The sequence below is a fragment of the Pantoea sp. KPR_PJ genome, assembly GCF_041386365.1.
Taxonomy (GTDB): domain Bacteria; phylum Pseudomonadota; class Gammaproteobacteria; order Enterobacterales; family Enterobacteriaceae; genus Pantoea.
On the sequence record NZ_JABMIK010000021.1, the window covers coordinates 1 to 1,366 of the forward strand.

Annotated in this window: 1 rRNA gene; it reads right to left on the reverse strand. The window is 54.2% G+C overall.

Features of this window, described 5'->3' with window-relative positions:
- A 23S ribosomal RNA gene (locus HP564_RS20170) occupies positions 1–1,228 on the reverse strand; the annotation flags it as partial.
- Positions 1,229–1,366: the final 138 nt, after the last annotated feature.

Below are 1,366 nucleotides of genomic sequence, written 5' to 3' on the forward strand. Positions count from 1 at the left end.
TGCCTCACAGCACACCTTCAACGGCTTACAGAACGCTCCCCTACCCAACAACATTTACATGTCGCTGCCGCAGCTTCGGTGCATGGTTTAGCCCCGTTACATCTTCCGCGCAGGCCGACTCGACCAGTGAGCTATTACGCTTTCTTTAAATGATGGCTGCTTCTAAGCCAACATCCTGGCTGTCTGGGCCTTCCCACATCGTTTCCCACTTAACCATGACTTTGGGACCTTAGCTGGCGGTCTGGGTTGTTTCCCTCTTCACGACGGACGTTAGCACCCGCCGTGTGTCTCCCGTGATAACATTCTCCGGTATTCGCAGTTTGCATCGGGTTGGTAAGCCGGGATGGCCCCCTAGCCGAAACAGTGCTCTACCCCCGGAGATGAGTTCACGAGGCGCTACCTAAATAGCTTTCGGGGAGAACCAGCTATCTCCCGGTTTGATTGGCCTTTCACCCCCAGCCACAGGTCATCCGCTAATTTTTCAACATTAGTCGGTTCGGTCCTCCAGTTAGTGTTACCCAACCTTCAACCTGCCCATGGCTAGATCACCGGGTTTCGGGTCTATACCCTGCAACTTGACGCCCAGTTAAGACTCGGTTTCCCTGCGGCTCCCCTATACGGTTAACCTTGCTACAGAATATAAGTCGCTGACCCATTATACAAAAGGTACGCAGTCACACCACGAAGGTGCTCCCACTGCTTGTACGTACACGGTTTCAGGTTCTTTTCACTCCCCTCGCCGGGGTTCTTTTCGCCTTTCCCTCACGGTACTGGTTCACTATCGGTCAGTCAGGAGTATTTAGCCTTGGAGGATGGTCCCCCCATATTCAGACAGGATACCACGTGTCCCGCCCTACTCATCGAGCTCACAGCATGTGCACTTTCGTGTACGGGAGTATCACCCTGTACCCTGCGACTTTCCAGACGCTTCCACTAGTGCACAAGCTGATTCAGGCTCTGGGCTGCTCCCCGTTCGCTCGCCGCTACTGGGGGAATCTCGGTTGATTTCTTTTCCTCGGGGTACTTAGATGTTTCAGTTCCCCCGGTTCGCCTCGTTAGCCTATGTATTCAGCTAACGATAGTGTGACGAGTCACACTGGGTTTCCCCATTCGGACATCGCCGGCTGTAGCGGTTCATATCACCTTGCCGGCGCTTTTCGCAGATTAGCACGTCCTTCATCGCCTCTGACTGCCAGGGCATCCACCGTGTACGCTTGGTCGCTTAACCTCACAACCCACAGGCGTCTTGCGACGTCGCGGATGTGATAATTGAGAGACTCGAACGCGCCTGCCTTTCGCTCCTGTTACGGGGAGCGACGCGGCGCGTCGTTTCAATTTTCAGCTTGTTCCGGATTGTTAAAGAGCA